General features: G+C 43.2%; 19 protein-coding genes and 1 pseudogene. 4 read left to right on the forward strand and 16 right to left on the reverse strand.

The genetic code is table 11. The annotated features are described in order from the left end of the window. Positions 1 to 255: 255 nt before the first annotated feature. The 10 genes from G9U52_RS25415 to G9U52_RS25460 form a co-directional block, all read right to left on the reverse strand. On the reverse strand, positions 256 to 1,041 hold the full coding sequence (locus G9U52_RS25415; protein ID WP_166153472.1) for an arsenite methyltransferase: 786 nt from the start codon (positions 1,039 to 1,041) through the stop codon (positions 256 to 258). Between the two features lie 77 nt (positions 1,042 to 1,118). Then, a complete protein-coding gene (locus tag G9U52_RS25420; protein WP_166153473.1) occupies positions 1,119 to 2,171 on the reverse strand; it encodes a flavin-containing monooxygenase in 1,053 nt (350 codons plus the stop codon). Positions 2,172 to 2,223: 52 nt separating this feature from the next. Next, complete coding sequence (locus tag G9U52_RS25425) at positions 2,224 to 2,676, reverse strand: MarR family winged helix-turn-helix transcriptional regulator (protein ID WP_166153474.1); 453 nt, start codon at positions 2,674 to 2,676, stop codon at positions 2,224 to 2,226. 150 nt (positions 2,677 to 2,826) lie between these two features. Further along, positions 2,827 to 3,273 (reverse strand): protein-tyrosine phosphatase family protein, encoded by a 447-nt coding sequence (locus G9U52_RS25430; protein WP_166153475.1) that lies wholly within the window; start codon positions 3,271 to 3,273, stop codon positions 2,827 to 2,829. A gap of 3 nt (positions 3,274 to 3,276) precedes the next feature. Beyond that, positions 3,277 to 3,744 carry an ArsI/CadI family heavy metal resistance metalloenzyme gene (locus G9U52_RS25435; protein WP_375790288.1) on the reverse strand — a complete coding sequence of 156 codons (468 nt, stop codon included), beginning with the start codon at positions 3,742 to 3,744 and terminating at the stop codon, positions 3,277 to 3,279. A gap of 15 nt (positions 3,745 to 3,759) precedes the next feature. Then, entirely contained in the window at positions 3,760 to 4,182 is a 423-nt protein-coding gene (arsC, locus tag G9U52_RS25440) for an arsenate reductase (thioredoxin) (protein WP_166153477.1), read from the reverse strand. A gap of 22 nt (positions 4,183 to 4,204) precedes the next feature. Then, positions 4,205 to 5,497 (reverse strand): arsenic transporter, encoded by a 1,293-nt coding sequence (locus G9U52_RS25445; protein ID WP_166153478.1) that lies wholly within the window; start codon positions 5,495 to 5,497, stop codon positions 4,205 to 4,207. Positions 5,498 to 5,512: 15 nt separating this feature from the next. After that, positions 5,513 to 5,836 carry an ArsR/SmtB family transcription factor gene (locus tag G9U52_RS25450; RefSeq protein ID WP_166153479.1) on the reverse strand — a complete coding sequence of 108 codons (324 nt, stop codon included), beginning with the start codon at positions 5,834 to 5,836 and terminating at the stop codon, positions 5,513 to 5,515. Between the two features lie 14 nt (positions 5,837 to 5,850). Further along, a complete protein-coding gene (locus G9U52_RS25455) occupies positions 5,851 to 6,276 on the reverse strand; it encodes an arsenate reductase ArsC (RefSeq protein WP_166153480.1) in 426 nt (141 codons plus the stop codon). 504 nt (positions 6,277 to 6,780) lie between these two features. After that, a complete protein-coding gene (locus G9U52_RS25460; RefSeq protein ID WP_166153481.1) occupies positions 6,781 to 7,224 on the reverse strand; it encodes a cell wall hydrolase in 444 nt (147 codons plus the stop codon). A gap of 916 nt (positions 7,225 to 8,140) precedes the next feature. Between G9U52_RS25460 and G9U52_RS25465 the strand changes: the two genes are divergently transcribed. Genes G9U52_RS25465 through G9U52_RS25475 form a run of 3 tightly spaced genes read left to right on the forward strand, consistent with a single transcriptional unit; the run spans position 8,141 to position 9,590 of the window. Further along, positions 8,141 to 8,527, forward strand: coding sequence for a helix-turn-helix transcriptional regulator (locus G9U52_RS25465; RefSeq protein ID WP_166153482.1), 387 nt, complete (start codon positions 8,141 to 8,143; stop codon positions 8,525 to 8,527). A gap of 18 nt (positions 8,528 to 8,545) precedes the next feature. Next, positions 8,546 to 9,208, forward strand: a complete 663-nt coding sequence (locus G9U52_RS25470; protein WP_166153483.1) for a hypothetical protein — start codon at positions 8,546 to 8,548, stop codon at positions 9,206 to 9,208. Positions 9,209 to 9,227: 19 nt separating this feature from the next. Next, complete coding sequence (locus G9U52_RS25475) at positions 9,228 to 9,590, forward strand: hypothetical protein (protein ID WP_166153484.1); 363 nt, start codon at positions 9,228 to 9,230, stop codon at positions 9,588 to 9,590. 131 nt (positions 9,591 to 9,721) lie between these two features. On the opposite strand, the pseudogene G9U52_RS25480 reads toward G9U52_RS25475, so the two are convergent. The 6 genes and pseudogenes from G9U52_RS25480 to merR all read right to left on the reverse strand — a co-directional run bounded on the left by G9U52_RS25480 (position 9,722) and on the right by merR (position 15,005). Beyond that, positions 9,722 to 10,875, reverse strand: a pseudogene (locus tag G9U52_RS25480) (IS3 family transposase). A gap of 1,146 nt (positions 10,876 to 12,021) precedes the next feature. Then, the gene (gene merA / locus G9U52_RS25485; RefSeq protein ID WP_166153485.1) at positions 12,022 to 13,662 is read right to left on the reverse strand and encodes a mercury(II) reductase; all 1,641 of its coding nucleotides are present in this window, start codon (positions 13,660 to 13,662) and stop codon (positions 12,022 to 12,024) included. Positions 13,663 to 13,665: 3 nt separating this feature from the next. Further along, positions 13,666 to 13,998, reverse strand: a complete 333-nt coding sequence (gene merP / locus G9U52_RS25490; RefSeq protein WP_166153486.1) for a mercury resistance system substrate-binding protein MerP — start codon at positions 13,996 to 13,998, stop codon at positions 13,666 to 13,668. Positions 13,999 to 14,014: 16 nt separating this feature from the next. Next, positions 14,015 to 14,320 carry a mercuric transport protein MerT gene (gene merT, locus G9U52_RS25495; protein ID WP_166153487.1) on the reverse strand — a complete coding sequence of 102 codons (306 nt, stop codon included), beginning with the start codon at positions 14,318 to 14,320 and terminating at the stop codon, positions 14,015 to 14,017. An 11-nt stretch (positions 14,321 to 14,331) separates the two neighbouring features. After that, positions 14,332 to 14,583: a transporter gene (locus G9U52_RS25500; RefSeq protein ID WP_166153488.1), complete on the reverse strand. Its 252-nt coding sequence runs from the start codon at positions 14,581 to 14,583 to the stop codon at positions 14,332 to 14,334. Next, positions 14,580 to 15,005: a mercury resistance transcriptional regulator MerR gene (merR, locus tag G9U52_RS25505; protein ID WP_166153489.1), complete on the reverse strand. Its 426-nt coding sequence runs from the start codon at positions 15,003 to 15,005 to the stop codon at positions 14,580 to 14,582. Before merR ends, G9U52_RS25500 begins: the two co-directional genes overlap by 4 nt. Before the next feature lie 190 nt (positions 15,006 to 15,195). Here merR and G9U52_RS25510 point away from each other — a divergent pair, with 190 nt between their 5' ends. Further along, positions 15,196 to 15,777, forward strand: a complete 582-nt coding sequence (locus tag G9U52_RS25510; protein ID WP_166153490.1) for a recombinase family protein — start codon at positions 15,196 to 15,198, stop codon at positions 15,775 to 15,777. Positions 15,778 to 15,860 lie beyond the last annotated feature (83 nt).

A 15,860-nucleotide genomic window follows, 5' to 3' on the forward strand; every position in this document is an offset into this window, starting at 1 on the left:
ACGTGCGCACTAACAGGCTGTCTGTCATGGCAGCCTGTTAGTGTATTGAACTATCGTACCCGTTCGTAATATAAGGTTAGCCATTCATGCAGCGCAAGACCAGAACTTCACCACAGAGGATAAAAATGAATTTTCATGGTAGCATTAAGGGGTAGTACCAGCGTAGCTGACACTACCCGCAAACGTATGGGTTAAAATGGAAATTAATTCTTCGCCTTATTAAAAAGCTGAGATCCAACATTTAACAGATTTATTCTATGGCTTGATTCCTGCTATAACCGCTGACACGATGTACTGCTCTATATTCGCTCCAGGAACCCAATCTTTGATAAACGACTTTGATTCGTCTTTCGGCTCAATCACTACATTGATAAATCCGCTTGCTGTTAACATATTTTTTATTGCCTCAACAGACGATGCACCAGAGATACACCCTGAATAAAGTACGTCCATATCGTTCTTAATTTCTATTGGAAGTTCAGCAGTCGTGACAATATCTGAAATGGCAAGACGCCCACCGGAACGCAAGACACGATAAGCTTCGTCAAATACTTGCTGCTTCGCTGGGGACAGATTGATCACACAGTTCGATATAATCACATCCACCGTTTGATCCGCAACTGGCAAATGTTCAATTTCCCCCAACCGATAATCAGTATTTGTATATCCACCTTGGATGGCGTTTCCCCGTGCACGGCTAATCATTTCCGGAGTCATATCCACCCCGATAATGCGGCCAGATTCTCCCACTTGGCGGGATGCTAAGAAACAATCAAAACCACCGCCACTGCCAAGATCCAATACAACCTCTCCCGGTCTCAGCGCGGCTATCGTTTGCGGATTTCCACAACCAAGACCAAGATTTGAGCCGTCTGGAGCGATCGTTAATTCTTCCTCAGAGTAGCCGAGTCGGGCGGACATTTCTTCAACATTCACTGGCTTCTCGCAACAGCCCGAACTAGCGGCAGCTGGTTGTATAGCAATTTCTTTGTACCTGCTGCGTACATTTTGGCGAATTTGATCGTCTTGTATTTGATTCATGAATAAACACTCCTCTAATTAAATTTTAAAAACAACTTGATGTTCCTGTAATCTGGGAACTAATGAAGATTCCATTTTTATAAATGACGCATCAATTGCCGCACTACATACAGCGCATCGGCACCAACTCCTCTCAATGTTGCAGAAGCAAATGAACGCTGCCCTTCCAAACCCACATAGTAAATCCCTGGAACTTTGGCGCTAACGCCCGCTATTTGTAATGGCCTCCCTTCGGGATCCAACGCTCCTATATCCTTTAGGTACCCAAGATTTGGCCGATATCCCGTGGCAAAGATAATCGTGTCCACAGCTTCCTTCTTTCCGTCCGGCCAAATTACTCCGTTGGAAAACAGTGAATGAAACATAGGTTGTTGATCTGGTTTGCCTGCCGCTAAACGTTCCTTGTATAAGCCCAAATCAATTACTGAACTTGGGCTGGGTGCATTCTTACCAAACCGCCAGAATGGAAAAGTATCGAGACCAAATATTTTTATCCAGAAGTGCAGGTCATGGCCCCATACCCTTTGTTTCATAAATTGAACGGGCCGGAGAACAGCTAAGGAGGTTTGGCTTACCTCAGACAGCTCAACTGCAATCTGAACAGCCGAATTCCCACGGCCGACAACTACAACCCTTTGATTTGCAAATGGATCTGGATTCCGGTACTTGGATGAATGCAGGATTTGTCCCTGAAATTCATCCCGACCCTTAATTGTGGGGGTATATGGGCTATGGAAGGAGCCCGACGCATTTATGATCGTTTTAGATAGATAGGACTCCCCAGTCCTGGAGCGAATCTCGAACACTCCATTATTTTTTTGGACATGCTCCACTTGTTGATTGGCCACAATCGGTAATTGAAACTTTTTCGAATAAGCTGCCAAGTAACGAATGACTTCTTCTTTCAGCGGATAGCTTTCTGCAGACGCTGAAATCCGCATCCCCGGTAAAGATGAAAAACGCGCGGGAGAGAACAATTTGAGACTATCATAATAGTTGGGCCAAGAACCGACCGCCTGCTGGCGCGCTTCTAAAATCAAAAATTGCAACCCTTTCTTTTGCAAGTGGTACCCAGAAGCAAGCCCAGCCTGCCCGCCTCCAATAACAATGGTGTCCCATACTCTGTTCATACCATTCTCCTTAAATATTATTTGTAATATACAAGTATTATATAAAAAGAAACTAGCCCAAAGGTGTTGTGCAGCATTGGCTAGACTTCGCCATTGCTTCATTCAACAACTTAATAGAGCGAATAACCGTCTCTTTTTCAAATTCGTTCATGTGAGAAAAAATTTCATTGAGATAAGCATTCATTTGTTGGTCAATCGTTGTAGCCACATATTTTCCTTCGGTTGTTAAAGAAAGAATGAAAACTCTTCGGTCATTAGGACTGGGCGTTTTTTTCACTAAATTCATCTTGATTAAGGATTGGACTTGTCGGCTAAAGGTCGTTATATCGGTGCCTAATGCCTCTGATACCTGCTGGATGGAAGGTTTATGCTGATGGTCGATTTCATAGAGAATGTGGCTATGGATTAAGGAAATATCGAAGCCACCAGCCGAACAGCAACAGTTTTTATTGAGAAAACCAAAACGCCTAGTCATGATTTGAAATATTTCACGAGTATTTTCCATTAGGCTTCACCTCATAAACCAGTTATACAATAAATGATTGCATTTTGCAAATATTAACTTGAAGATAGACCAATATACGTTACCGCTGATCAAGCAAGCCTTTAACGAAACAGAAACCACTCTGAATGAGTGGCTTCCTTTTTTAATATCTTATTTGTCATTTGGAAATAATATATACAGGCTTTCCCTTTGTGAAGGTTTAATATCGATAACGTTCCGGATATGCTTTGCTTTCGTTTCAGCTTCATCGACGGTGTGGGATAGCCCCAATGCAAGCAATGTCCCCGCTGCTACCGTACCGGTTCTGCCTTTTCCTCCACCACAATGAAAAGCAACCTTCTTGTTTCGGTGATAGGCCTCTGTAACCGTATCGATAGCCTTTTGAAAGCCTTCATCTTGAGGCACGCTTGCTTGGTCACCTAACGGAATTTGTATCCATTCGACATTTGCATCTAGATAGGCACATTCCGTAGCTTCTCCGCGAAGATCAACGATGACTTCGATACCTTCGTTCTTCACCATCGATTCCACATCGGCAGCTCCACCCATGTATACCCTTCCTTCTATTAAGGCCTGGTATGTTCTCTCCGATGGCATCGGCTACACCCCTCTTTTGAAAGACCCAAACTCAATGGCAACCGGTGCCGATGGCGGCGCACAGCACAAAGATAAATCCTGGGCTTCCCCAGCTGACTCGAACTCCGAATCTTCTTTCGTGTAAAAAATCTCCCAAGCGTTCCCATCGGGGTCATACACCCAAACTTTATCTTGGACCGCATAGCAGCAGGTGGTATTCATCTCGTCAATAAGGAGCAAGCCTGACTGCCGCAACCGTTCGCCCATGGCCAACACTTCTTCGGTACCATTCACTTGAAAACCTAGGTGGTTCAATACCCCTTCTTTTCCAAAAGGACGGACGTTCAGGGAAAAGTGCAAAGCTGGTTCTTCCAATTCGAATTTCGCATAATTATCCTTGGTTTTCGTAGGATCTACCCCAAAAAAATTGCGATAAAAAGCCAGGGATTTTTCCAAGTCCGTACAATTTATGGCAACATGCATTCTTTTAATCATCACAACCACCTCTTACTTTCCTTCGGCTATAAATTTCTCGATTCGTGACTTAATTGCGTCCCGGACTTCACGGAATTTGTCCATGATTTCCTCTTCGGTTCCTGTTGCTTTGGCCGGATCGTCAAATCCCCAGTGCCATTTCACTACCTGTTTGTTGGTAATTACCGGGCAGTGCTCATCGGCATGCCCACACAAGGTAACCACAAAATCTGCTCGATTTAAGATCTCCGGATCAATCACATTGGACGTCTGTTTACTGATATCCACGCCTGTTTCTTTCATAACCTGGACAGCGCGGGGGTTTAAACCATGTGCTTCCAATCCTGCACTCTTCACTTCATAATGCTCTCCGCCTAAAGCCTGTAAAAAACCATCGGCTATCTGGCTGCGGCATGAGTTGCCAGTGCAAAGAAAGTACACTAATTTTTTGTTCATACAAGTTGCCTCTTTTCATGATTTATGAGATTAACCAAAGCCAACCATAGAGCCCAGTTAACGTAATGAATAACGTTGGAACCGTTAGGATGATACCCATTTTAAAATAAGTTCCCCATGTAATTTTAACGCCTTTAGCCGCTAGCACATGAAGCCATAGCAATGTAGCCAGCGAACCTATGGGCGTGATTTTGGGGCCAAGATCCGATCCGATCACGTTTGCATATATCAGGGCTTCCCGAACCACACCGCCCGTGTTGGTACCTTTGATCGCTAATGCATCGATCATAACCGTTGGCATATTGTTCATAACGGAAGACAATAGGGCAGCGATAAAACCCATACCCAGAGTTGCTGCAAACAGTCCCCTATCCGCAACCGCTTGTATGAGGATACCCAATTGATCCGTAAGGCCGACATTGCGTAACCCATAGACAACAACATACATGCCGATAGAGAATACAACGACCGCCCAAGGGGCATTTTTAATGATCCGTGCTGTTTCAATGGCAGGGCTTCGTCGAGCCGCAATAATAAAGAACAGAGCCGCAATGCCGGCAATGATAGAAACAGGAACATGGATGAATTCACTTAAAAAATAGCCCAGTAGGAGCACTGCTAGGATCATCCAGGATAACCGAAAAAGCCTCATATCTTTAATCGCAGCTAACGGCTGTTTTAAATCCTGCACATCATAGTGTTTCGGAATGCTTTTCCGAAAGAACAGGTAAAGGACTAGGGTACTCGCGGCTAGTGAGACCATGCTGGGAACGACCATCCGGCTTGCGTACTCAACGAAACCGATGCCGAAGTAATCGGCAGATACGATATTGACTAGGTTGCTCACAACCAAAGGCAGCGATGTCGTATCGGCGATAAAACCGCTAGCCATAATGAATGGCAGGACCATCCGGTCATCGAATTTCAGCGCCCTGACCATGGCAAGAACGATTGGCGTTAAAATGAGCGCAGCTCCATCGTTAGCGAACAGCGCGGCAACGGCAGCTCCAAGCAGGATGACATAAATGAACATTGTAATGCCGTTACCCTTCGCCATCCGCGCCATATGCAGTGCTGCCCATTCAAAAAAACCGATCTCATCCAGGATGAGGGATATGAATATGATCGCAACAAATGCCAACGTCGCATTCCACACAATGAGTGTAACATCCCCCACATCCCCAAAACTTACAACCCCACATAGTAAGGCAAGGACAGCTCCACCCATGGCAGACCAACCGATATTTAGGCCCTTAGGCTGCCAGATAACGAATATCAAGGTCACTAAAAAAATAAGAAATGCAACAACAACCATACAAACCCTCCTGAATTAAGTACAACACTCATTTTCTTCACAAACCAACGAATTGATCTTGTCTTGTTGGGAAGGAATTTGTTTAAGAATTTCGGCGACATAAGGTTTGTCTTGAATCCGCAAAGAATAATACACCCACTGGCCTTTTTTGGTTTCCTTAACGAGCCCGCCGTCTTTTAATTTACGCATATGCTGGCTAATGTTCGGTTGGCTCGTTTGCAAAATGTCAACAATTTCACACACACATAGCTCTTTCTCATTCAGCAAAGCAACGATTGTCAATCTGTTTTTATCCCCTAGCAGTTTGCATACATCGGCCATCTCTTCAATCTGACTCATGCGTTATTCTCCTTTTAAGCGACCGGGATATCCATCCCTTTTAATAGATCAAGGACTTTCTCCCTGATCTCGTCGCGCGCTACTCTCACGTCTTCGATGGTGCGCCCTTCAATAGCTAAAGGGTCTTTGATGTTCCACTCCATGTTGATGATATTGAAGGGTACAACTGGACACTTTTCTGCAACTTGTTCACATAGCTTAACAATAGCATTCGCCGCCATAAAAGTTTTCATGTTCAGTTTTTTAGAGGCATTCTGCGAAATATCGATACCCACCTCTTTCATGACTTCAATGGTTAAAGGATGAATTTCACTTGCCTCAAGCCCGGCGCTTTCCGCGACAACATGCTCGCCCGCGTAATATTTGGCAAAGGCTTCAGCCATTTGGCTGCGGCAACGATTCTGGTAACATATAAAATAAACATGCTTCTTTTTACTCATTTTCTCACACTCCTATTCATTTGTAAATGAGTATATAATTATTTGATTATTTAATAAAGATAAGAATTTGTAAATGGATTTTGAGGAAAAAGTAGTAAGTTCCGAATATGTTTTTGGAAACAGAATATGTGCCTTTTTCCTTCATATCTTGAGGCAAATGATGGGATTATCCCTACAATTTTAATCTATTAGTTCCGATACTCACTCTTTTAGGAACTTTCCGGAACGTATTTACCAGTGTTTTACAGGCGTTTGCGGGTAGTGTCAGCTACGCTGGTACTACCCCATTAAAGAAGCATCGTTAGTCTAATGTTCTTGTCATCCGACATCGGACGGCCTGTCACATTGGTATAGTTTCCGAATAATGACCGTGACAACAACTTTATTCCACTAAACCCAAAGAAGCCGCGATTTACGCGGCACTTAATGAGATAAAGTTCTTGTCAACCGACACATGGTTGTGACAAGCCAGGTTGAGATCCTCAGCTCTTTACGTTTATAAAATTAAAAAGTATTATATACATTTTCACATTCTTTCGGGGTCGGTTCATAAAAACAGTGCTTCTTCCATCGTCCTACGAACGGCTGATTATACCAAGTTGGTGGACATGGTCCGGGATTTTCGAACGTTCCTGGACGGAAATACCATAGGGAGAATTTGCTTGGCCAATTCCGCTCCCCATTCACAGTCCGTTGCGCCAGACGGCGTTCCCTCTCTCTTGCGTTTTGATAGTACATACCATGTTGCAATGCTTCGAACGCATGCGGCTGGTTGACCATTTGGGGAATTATCCGGATTCCTTTAAAATCGGAACAATTCGCTCTTATTCGGTTAATGCCAACATTTCCAACAAGGAGCATGCCCATTTCGCCTTCGGTCTCAGCTTCAGCTCGAAGCAACCTAGCCAACATATCAATATCCTGTTTCCTAGCTTTTACGACTGCCATTGGCTCACCTCTTTAGATTTCTCTACACATCATATTCTAGGTGAAGTGGACTTATTCTCTGGCAAAATAGTGAGCGATAATAAATAGCCGTTCCACCACAATCTTATGCCCTTTAGTTTAGCGATGCCCTCAGTCTACTGCTTTATTAGTCTAAAACTTTATTATTTTCCGGGCAGCTGCAGCTTGCCAAACCGGATGCTGTCGATAAGGAGTGCGCGGTGCGATCGGAGCAACGGGAGCGCGAAACAGATGCTTGCAGGCACACCGCAAGTGGGAACCGATGTTAGGGGCAACTTGGAAACATCAGTTTTCTATTTTATTTTCTATCAACAGCAGCATAATTTGATCTATAGCGACAATCCACTTGTTAACAAAATACTTGTTTCCATCTATTTATATGTCATTGGATACGATACTCCGTCTCAGACTGCTTGCTGATCCTGTAACTATACCTTCTTCCTATCCTTATGGTAGTTGGGCAGGATTTTCATATCAAGGTAATACGTCTAATTCTGCCTATCTATTTTGTTACCATTTGGTATTGACCTTCCTTTCCAACTGGTTTTGCGCGTAGCGCCCTTCCCGCCCCCCAACCCCCCTTTTTGTAACTACGTACGGATTAAGTTGAAGAATTAGATTCTGTAACTGGATCTAAACTTAGCAAAAATATAGATACGGGTTAAGTATATAAATCGATAAGAGGTTTCGAAGTGGAGTCTAGATTCCTAGTAAAGATCCAAGACGTCGGAATGGTCTAAATATGAATAACCACCATCGTATGTTGCAACCCAGTCTATTTAAAGAGATGGAAACAAGTATTTCGTTAACAAGTAGTTATGGTGTATAATAGAGATAAACATACGGTGCTTGGGCTTATATCATTCTCCTGGGCGACCTGGATAAGGAGTGGGACAATTTGAGAAATACAAATCCGGAAGAAAAGCTTGAAACCTTGGGTAGTGTCGTTAAAGTCCAGCAAGTCATTGATTTTATGGTCTTGGGCGTCCTGCAGCAGCAGGGTAAACAGTATAACAACCAAATGGAGCAATTCATCCTCCGGAAACTTGAAGGTACCGGCGTTAATAATGCCTATTTGACAACGCGGCTGCAGTTCTTATTTGATAATGGACATGTCAATCGCTGGTGGGATACTGATAAACGTTTTAACCGGTATTACTCGATTACAGACAGCGGTATTACTTATTTTTTGCAAATGCAGCATGAGCTACCTGGGCGTGTAGAAAAAGCACTTAAAGTTTATCATCAATTCGATGCCTATATACGGGAATTTGATAGCCATTAGAAAGAGAGGTTGTAGTTCATGGATCTGGATTATGAGAAGATTGTCAACGAGCTTAAAATGGCATTCCCTCCAGGTACTGTACAATTTCAGGGTGGGGGTATGGCTTATATTCCTAATCAGGTGTATACCGACCGCATCGAGCAAGCTACCAGCAGCCGCTGGAATCTTGAGCTGCGGGACACCGATATTAATCTCTCAGGCCATTACGTAAAGGCAGTGGTTCGTGTACATATTGGGCATTATTTCCGTGATGGTTTTGGGCTACAAAAGCTCGAAGCCGGTAAAGCATTATTAGAAGATCAACTATCTTCCGCCTTGGATCTGGCTGTAAATCGCGCTTTTATCCATGCAGTCGATAAGTGGCAAATGGGATGGCGTGATTTAGCCCCTTATCGAAAAAACGACTGGGGCAATAACCCGGCTCTGAAGCATTTAATAAATAATGAACCTGGTTCAAAAGATCCTGACCAAAAAACTCTTCAGCCGGCGTTAAGGGAAGCACATCATTGCATAATCTGCCAGAATGAACTATCATCCGAGGAATGGGGTGCTTTAGGACAAATTACGAAACTAAACCGCCAAAAAATGACCTATTGCTATCCTCACATTCCCGATCATTACAAACGGCAACTTCCAGAAAAGGTAAGGAAAATGTTTGAACCTACGTGGGAACCTAAATAAATGTTGTGAGGTGGATTTCTTGCAAAACTATGGTAGAACAGTGAGTAACGATGCAGAATTGTTACGTTGCGTACTCTTTAGAACACCTGTTATGATCGTTAATAATCATCATTCACTTATTACTGAAGCTATTATAATAAGCTACGATGACCAAACCATTTTTGTGGAGGGATCCTATTTTTTTCGATCCGAAATACAAATCCACCGTATAGAAATTAAAACCAGCGCCGATTTTTTTAATAGCATTATTTTCCAATCACCAGTAGAGATTCATAGTGAAAATAGTATCGCATATGAAATTATTAATGATTTTAATGATGAATTCATATTTGTAGATAATGCTTTTTACTTCCGCTCTCAATCCAGATTTTTTGTTGTTTAGTCCATGCCAGCATGGGTTACTTGGTAAAATATCTAAAAGGGTTGTGTGATAATTAATGGTATAAACTATACTTGGTTGGAGGTGATGGTGTGGACCTCTGTCAATAGATTGGACACAAAGAATCGAGAAAGTTACACAGCCTTACGGTACATACGTTCTTGCTGATCCGGCGTTGAATAGACAATAGAAGAATGGATTCGTTTGCGGTTGTAGAAGTATTCGATGTATTCAAAAAGTTCACGGTAGGCTTGTTGACGCGTCTTGAATTTCTCTAAATAAATGAGTTCTTTCTTCAGCACGTTATGAAAGGATTCGATACACGCATTATCGTAGCAGTTGCCTTTGCGGCTCATACTGGACTTGATCCCGTACGTTTTCAAACGCTCTTGGTAGTCCACAGAGGCATACTGGCTGCCACGGTCGGAATGGTGTAACACGTCACCTGTGTTCGGTTTTTGGCGGCTGTAGGCTTGGTCTAAGGCTTGTATGACTAACTCTTTGGTCATTCGTTCACTGGCTTTTCAGCCGATAATCTTACGGGTATATAAGTCCATCACGCTGGCTAAATAGACCCATCCTTCATCGGTGTGGAGATAGGTGATGTCTGTCATCCACACTTGGTTAGGGGCTTCTGCCTTGAACTTTTGATTCAGCACATTCTCATGGACGGGAAGGCTGTGGTTCGAGTTCGTGGTCGCTTTGTATTTACGGACCGTACGCGACTTCAAGCCTAGTTCTTTCATGATGCGGGCTACGGTTTTCTCCGCTACCTGTACACCTTGCTGCTTCAGGACTTGATTGATCTTAGGACTCCCATACAAACATCTGGAGTTGAGGAAGGCATGCCGAATAAGCGTTTCTAGCTCTTTTCGTAGCTTCTTTTGAGCACTTTCTGATCGCTTCGTCCATTCATAATAACCACTCCGGGATACTTCTAAGACTCTGCACATCTCCAAAACCGGATAATTCGAGCGGTGGTTGTGGATAAACAAGTAGACTATTTCTGGTCTTTTGCGAAGATGTGCATGGCTTTTTTTAAGATGTCGTTCTCCATTTCAAGCTGCCGGATCCGCTTCTGCAGGTCAGCTTGGTTCTTGTCTTCGACCTTTAAATTGCCACTGCCACGAAAAGCATTACCGGAATCCTGCTTGAATTCGCTCATCCAGCGGTACAAGGTATTGTCGGACAACTCTAGCTCCCTCGCTACCTGAGCCACCGGCTTTCCCTGTTCCTGAATCATTTTCACCGTTTCTCTTTTGAATTCTTTATCGTATTTCTTTCTCATCTCGGACACCTCGACTTTGTTGAGTTTATTGTCGCATTCTCGTTTCTCGGTGTCCAGTTTCTAGTCTAACATCAGTGAATGATTATGGGAGAATGGAGACAAGAATTAACTAAATTTATGGATGGTCAACCTATTGGTGAGATCGAAAATGTCCGAAATGTATTGGTTATAGTCAGCCATGCTTTTATATATTCCAATCAAGTACCACCCGCCGAGGCCGATGTAAAAGACTTTCATAACGAATATATGGTAAAAAGGATGGGTCGATAGTTTTACCAAACTTTAGTTAAGAAGGACCCAAGTTATGAAATTTGATGGTTAATGTCCGTTTCTATCATGTACAATAATTTATCCTCACGATCATCCGGAGTGCCCGTCACAACATCCCGCAAGAGTCCTGGTTGTTATTGAGATGTCACCGATGATGTCTACATGTAAAACGATATCGGAAAGTTGGACCAGCCCCAGCTGCGCCGCAGGCAGCTGTAATTCCCGATTGGCATTTGAATTTTCAACACGACCTGCTTGGTTTCCATCGCGCATTTCTAGTCAATACAGGGATCCGGCCAGGGTCCGGCCAACATTACGCGAATATCGTACTCTAAGGTGTATTTATTGGATCATTCGCCGATAAGTGCACAAAAACAGGCTGTCATGGCAGCCTGTTAGTTTATTGAACTATCGTGACCGTTGAGTTGCGACCTTAAAGGTTTGATATCTCCTAACCATGTTTAGATCAATTTCTGACCGATTGAGGTAATAATTCCGTCCATGCTTATGGCATTCTTCTCCTCGCGATAAGCTTCAAGACCCTGCTCGCCCTTCTGCACGGCCCACTTTTGAAGCGTATCACGTTCCCCAGAATAGGAAAGGACGGTACACTATACCCACACGATGTTTTTACTGCATGTAGGGGTAATACCAGCGTAGCTGACACCACCCGCAAACACATGGATATAAATGTAATAAATACTCACTTGTGGAAAGTTCATTTTAGGGTACCGCCAACAAAACGCGGAAAACGTACGCTAAGGTATATTTATAAGATTCAATAGCCATATATGCGCAAAAACAGGCTGCCTGGGCAGCCTGTAGTTTATTGGAATCGTTCTCCCCAACCATGTGAATTACCACAGATAATATACCTTATCCAGCGCAACAGGATAATTTGGATATATCTTTATTAAACGTAAGAGCCACCAGTTTTAATCCTTCAGCCATAGTTAAATATGGAGCTAGGCTGTCGCGTAAATCTTCAACCGTTAAACCGAATTTTACAGCAAGTGTGGCGGCGTAAATCACATCTCCTGCATTTTCGGCGACAATATGAACGCCAAGCACCTTGAACGACTTGGAGTCAGCAACTAATTTAAAAACGCCTGTAGTTTCGCGATTTACAAGTGCTCTAGGAACCGAATCCAAAGGAAGAACAGAAGTCTGCACCTCATATCCTTTTGCCTTGGCTTGCTCTTCTGTAAGTCCCACTGTCGCCACCGCCGGTGAAGTGAACGTGACCCCCGGAACAGTTTCAAGGTTTACTTTTTTCTCTAACCCACCAACTGCATTATCCGCCGCGATGCGTCCTTCATAGGCAGCCACGTACACAAACTGCGAACCCATCGTCACATCGCCTGCGGCGTAAATCCTAGGATTTGAGGTTTTTAAAAAATCATCAACCACGATTTCGCCTTTGGAACCAATAATGACGTTCGCGGCACGAAGATTCAGTGCTTCGGTATTTGGTTTTCTGCCGGTTGCTATAAGCAGCTGCTCGGCTTCGATGACTTTCTTTTCGCCGTTTACTGAAATATGAATTTGTTTCAAATCCCCATTATTTTCAACGCGCTCAAACGTGACACCGGTAATCAGATTCATCCCTTGCTCGGTGACTGCTTTTGTCACAGATTCGGAAATTTCAGGGTCATACTCTTTTAATAACCGAGGACTTCTTTGCAACAGCGTAACTTCTGACCCTAAATTATGAAACAACTGACCTAATTCCAGTGCAATATAACCTGAACCAATCACAGCAAGTCTTTTGGGCAATTCTTTAAGGTTAAGCAGTGACGTACTTGTTAAATAGTTAGCGTCTTTTAATCCTGGAATATCCGGAATCGATGGTGAAGCTCCTGTCGCAATTAAAAATCGTTTCGCGGTAAGCTTTCGTCCACCCACCACGATGGTTTTTTCATCAACGAACTTTGCCTCTCCGCGAATGAGTTCAAATCCGTACTCACCAATCAAATGTTCATACTTTTGTTCACGCATTTCGGTTACAAGTTCATTTTTTTGTTTCACTAGCTCTGCCAAATCCACCGTTCCTGCAGATGTAGTTAGCCCCAAGAAAGGGTTATTTTTGGCTAAGTGATTGATTTCACCGGCACGCAGCAGGGTTTTCGATGGCACGCAGCCCACATTTACGCAGGTTCCGCCTACCGTTCCTCGCTCGATGATCGCCACTTTTGCACCATGTTCGACCGCTTGAATCGCGGCGGAAAACGCTGCCCCACCGGAACCGATGATAAGAAAATCATAGTCACCCTCATCGCCGAGAACCGGAGCATCATGGGATTCGATAACTTCCACATCTCCGGATTGATATTTTGACTCGTTGATGGCTTTTTGGGCTGTTTCGATCGCAACGTCATCCGGTAATTCAAACGTGGCTTCATTGCGGCGAAAGCTCGCCTCAATATACGCAGCTCCAATGCTTTCAAGTGCCGTTGCAACGTGCTCTTCACAGCCGGTACAAGTCATGCCTTGCACATGTATACGGTACTTTTTCATTTTTTATCCTCCTTTTACGCCAAATCCATATTTTGTAACCGATGTTTGAATCTGCTTTAAATCAGTTTTTTTATCATAAAAGGAAACCGTGACTTTCCCTTTGTTTCCCATGGGTTCAATGTCTACTTTGCTAACCCCCTCGACCTTTGAAATTAAATCTTGAATCACTGAAGGCGGGCAGCAATCAAGTCCCGTCACCGTGAACGTCGCTGATCCATTTGCAACGGGTGGTGTACTTTGACCAGCTGCAGCTTCCACCGTTTTTTCATTGTTACCACAAGCAGTACCCAATAATAAAAGAGTTAATAACATCATAATTCCCATTGTTGCTCTCACGTAACACACCTCTTTCTTATAACAGTCCACTTTCAGCCAACCATAAATATAAAAATGCTCCTAAAACCAAAACGGTCGATATCCATAATGTGATGACCGTACTTTTCTTTTTGCATTTTCGTCCATAAACCAAATAAAACGATACACCAAGAAATAATAACGTCATGACCATAAGAAACAGTTGGTACTTGATTGAAAAAATTGCAAGCGTTCCTGCAAAACCTGATAACCCAAGCGGAATGAGAATTAAGGGCCCGAGACAACAGCCGGACATAAGAAAAGCTGAAAATACCGTTACCAAGCTAGTCATTTTTTCTCTCAAAATCATTCACCTCATTTTCGCTCTGGAACTGAGCAGCAATCGTGTGATTCATCGGTTTTTGCTTGTTTGCTGGCTCGTTTAAACATCATGACAAGAGAAATCACAAATACGATTCCCAAAATAACACTGACGGCTGTTTGATGGACAGCAAAATATACTCCAAGCGTAGTTCCCGCAAGTAAAGGGAGAATCAAAACGAGATGGCAAGGACAGGAAAGCAGAGCTAAAAAGCCCCAACCTATTTTTTTCGCATTTTCTTTCATTGGACTTCCTCCTTTTCCTTTTGATTATTGTCAATGAGCGCTTCGATGATTGGGCATTCGTGTATCGCTTTTTCATCTGGACAGCGGTCTTTTAAATCTTTTAGCATCGTTTCGATTCGTTGAAAGTCTCTAATTTTCGACTGAACATCTTCCAGCTTTTGAACAACGAAATCATTCATATCCGCACATCTCACATCGTCTTTATCAACAACACCAAGCAATTTATCAATTTCAGACAATGTAAAACCAAGCTCCTGTATCCGTTTAATGAACATGATTCGGTTTATCGTATCTTCCGGATAAAGCCTGTAGCCAGCATCCGATCTTACTGGTTCATGAATCAAACCTTTTCGTTCGTAATATCTTAATGTTTCTTTGTTAACGTTACACAATTTAGAAATATCTCCGGAGCGATAATTCATTTGCATCACCTCTAAATAAAGTATAAACCATGTACCATGGTACATGGTCAAGGATCATTATTTCCCTTCAAGAAGTTGAATATGCTACCCTCTAGTTAAATCACAAAAACCACGATGTGCCGCCGCGTCTGCGTTTTATTATATATCAGCCTGTTGAATTATGTTTAATAGACAAAAAGGAGATATTCATGTGGCCAAAATTGGTTATGCTCGTGTCTCGACAGCTGATCAATCACTGAACCTACAGATCGACACGTTAAAAGCTGCTGGCTGCGAGCGAATATTTGAGGAGAAGGCTTCTGGGAAGAAAAGTGATCGAGTGGAGCTGACCCGTTGCCTAGAATATTTGAGACCAGGTGATACGCTTGTCATTTGGAAGCTGGATCGTTTGGGAAGAACCACGCGGCAACTAATCGAATTATCGCATGGCCTTCAGGAAAGAGGGATTGGACTGCAGATCATTACTCTTGGTGTTGATACGAGTACACCTGCCGGAAAACTTTTCTTTGCTATCATGGCTGGACTGGCGGAGATGGAAGCAGAGACAATCCGAGAGCGAACCATTGCTGGATTACAGGCTGCACGTGCGAGAGGCAGGAAAGGCGGTCGTCCTCCAATGGATAAAAACAAAATTGACATGGCTCTTACACTTTACGATAGTGAAAAGTACACCATTAAGGAAATAACAGAACGAACCGGTGTATCTAAAGTAAAAATCTATCAAACACTTACAAACCGGAATAAGACTACACAAAGTCTTCAGGTGACCTGAAAATCTCCTATTGACTGAACTTCTGATTTTAGTGAAAGGTGTGTAACCGTTGAGAGGAAAGGAATTATTAACATTACACAGCG

The organism is Paenibacillus agricola (genome assembly GCF_011440305.1).
GTDB classification, from domain to species: Bacteria; Bacillota; Bacilli; order Paenibacillales; family NBRC-103111; genus Paenibacillus_S; species Paenibacillus_S agricola.